The organism is Bacillus cereus group sp. MYBK14-1 (genome assembly GCF_051916885.1).
GTDB classification, from domain to species: Bacteria; Bacillota; Bacilli; order Bacillales; family Bacillaceae_G; genus Bacillus_A; species Bacillus_A cereus.
Map to the genome: position 1 here is coordinate 1 of NZ_JBQAHM010000049.1, position 2,444 is coordinate 2,444.

Consider the following 2,444-nt stretch of genomic DNA (forward strand, 5'->3'; position numbering starts at 1 on the left):
AAAGTTAGTTTGTCTAGCATCTAAAATAAAAATTGACGTTTCACGTTGTTTGTTTCGTTCAGTTTTCAAAGAACTACTTAGTCGCTCATTTGCGACTTCCTTATGTTAACACTTTCGTTAATTGATGTCAACTAAGTTTTTTATTTCGTTTGTCGCTTGCGACGTTATTGTCATCGGCGACTTGTCCTATATTACACCTCTATATAATAATAGTCAATATTAATCTTTCATTTTTTTTAAAAAGATGAAAAAGACTCTCATACCACCCTTTTATTTCTCATACATATCAATAAGATAACTGAAAGGAGTGTAGAACTTGTTCAATCCTTCTTTATTACACATCATAAGCTCCCATTCAAGAAGCCCACACTATCATAGGAAGTTTCCAATCATTCTATTTTGGAGTCAAAAAAGCGGCTGTACTTCTCTTGCTAAGTGGTTCTTTTACCAGATTGATTTATTACAAACCGCTCTAAGCTATAGTCCTTTCATTCATAATTATGAATATGATATATACAAAAGTACACCTGCCTATAGTGTACGACTAGGAGTAGCGTTACGAGAAAAACAAAAAGAAACTTTTAAACTTGTTCGTAACCCTTATAGGAGAGCAGTCAGTTCTTTCGTGTCCTTAATTGGACCTCCTTATATGGAAAATCCCGAATGGAAACCCATCCGAAAGTTTTTATATCAAGATGAAAATTCCACCAAAGGGATCTCATTTAAACAATTTTTATACTATCTATTTATAAAAGGGGCTCACGCAAGTGATATTAACCCACATTTCACACAACAATATATAGCTGGTGAAGAAGAATATGTGACCAATTATATATACTTAGAAAACTTCGATCACGAAATGAAAGAATTAGAAAAGCGTTTCGAATTAAAAACCGCACCAATAAATGAGTTCTCAACATCATGGCATCATCAAACTCCCGCCATGATTTATAAAGGGAATTTTAGCGAAGGCGATATTACTGATCCTTTATTTCCACGTCATCCAACTTTTGAAAGCTTTTATGATACTGAATGTATACAACTTGTCCAAACAATATTTCAAAATGATTTCGACACATATAAATACAGCAAAGAATATCCATACTAACTTTAGTCTATTATCTTTGCTAAATAAAAAAGATACCTCATATATAAGGTATCTTTTTAACATTTCAATTATATAAATCATACTGTTTAACAGTCTCTATTCTCCACCTTGTTACCTTTTAATAGATTACATAACTTTTGCTTATCCGCCCATCCTACTCCAATTAAGACTAAACTCGCTCCCATTATTACTCTCCATGTCAGAGATTCATTTAATAGAATAATTGAAGTAATAATACTTATTAATGGTAATGCATTTAAATATAATCCGCTTACTGATGCTGAAACTCTCTCTAGCGCTTTATTCCAAAACCAATACGCTAAAATTGTTGCTCCAATAACAAGGTATATTACACTAAGTACCGTTTTCCAAGTTTCAACCTTTGGGAGACCGTAATAAAAAATTTCTACCAGTGCAAACGGTAAGAGAATAACAGCTCCAATAATTAAAGTTAATGTTGTAAAAACCTCGTTTGATAAATACTGTTCTTGTTTTGGTCGTTTTAGCAAAACTGTGTAGAAAGCAAATAGAAAAGTACTTAATAATATTAGTATATCTCCTATTAAGGACACTTCTTGATTAGCACTTTTAGATGGAATCGTAATAAAGAGTACTCCTATAGCACCCAATATAATTCCTATCCAATAATTCAATCGAATTTCCTCTTTTAAAAAGAGTGCTGAAAAAAGAATTGTAACCAATGGTAACGCAGCATCTATAATACTCACATGTAATCCACTGGTTAAAGAAATGCCGTAGGATGTAAACATAAAATAACCAGCTACACCGGTAAAAGCTAACAAACTCATTCTTTTCCATGGAACTTTTTTATGTACAACTGATTTTTGTAGTTCCTTAAATGAGAATATCATACAAATTCCACCTGCAAAGAAAAGACGAATAAATAACAAAGTAAACGGCTGAATAGATTCTAACGCCCATTTTGTTGGCGCAATGGCTGTGCCCCATAATATAACAGCCACTAATAACATGCATATTTCTTTCATAATTCCCCACACCCATCAAAAATATATGTTAACTACCTTAATTATAGATTTTTTCTAATGTAAAATCCTTTAAAAGCACAAAAGGTTATGTAAGATCACAAACATTCTTTTTACATCTGGACTATATTCTTGAAAAGGTAATTCTTACCTTTAAATTAAAAATAATAAAAATAATAAAAATAAACACAAAAAAACCTAAGTCAAAATGACTTAGGTTTTTGCTTGGCGACGTCCTACTCTCACAGGGACAAGGTCCCAACTACCATCGGCGCTAGAGAGCTTAACTTCCGTGTTCGGTATGGGAACGGGTGTGACCTCTCTGCCATCAT

At 32.7% G+C, this 2,444-nt stretch carries 2 protein-coding genes and 1 rRNA gene; 1 reads left to right on the forward strand and 2 read right to left on the reverse strand.

All coding sequences use genetic code 11. From position 1 onward, the window contains the following. The first annotated feature begins 316 nt into the window (after nucleotides 1-316). On the forward strand, nucleotides 317-1,108 hold the full coding sequence (locus tag ACTFR3_RS30460; RefSeq protein WP_000483018.1) for a sulfotransferase family 2 domain-containing protein: 792 nt from the start codon (nucleotides 317-319) through the stop codon (nucleotides 1,106-1,108). Between the two features lie 86 nt (nucleotides 1,109-1,194). Here the strand turns inward: ACTFR3_RS30460 and ACTFR3_RS30465 are convergent, their stop codons facing one another. Together ACTFR3_RS30465 and rrf are read right to left on the reverse strand one after the other, a co-directional pair. Beyond that, nucleotides 1,195-2,115: a DMT family transporter gene (locus tag ACTFR3_RS30465; protein WP_000658271.1), complete on the reverse strand. Its 921-nt coding sequence runs from the start codon at nucleotides 2,113-2,115 to the stop codon at nucleotides 1,195-1,197. 220 nt (nucleotides 2,116-2,335) lie between these two features. Continuing rightward, nucleotides 2,336-2,444: ribosomal RNA gene (rrf, locus tag ACTFR3_RS30470) — 5S ribosomal RNA — on the reverse strand; the annotation flags it as partial.

What these genes read in the sequence shown, in the direction of transcription:
- ACTFR3_RS30465 (WP_000658271.1), bottom strand. Translation starts at nt 2,115, where the DNA reads ATGAAAGAAATATGCATGTTATTAGTGGCTGTTATATTATGGGGCACA.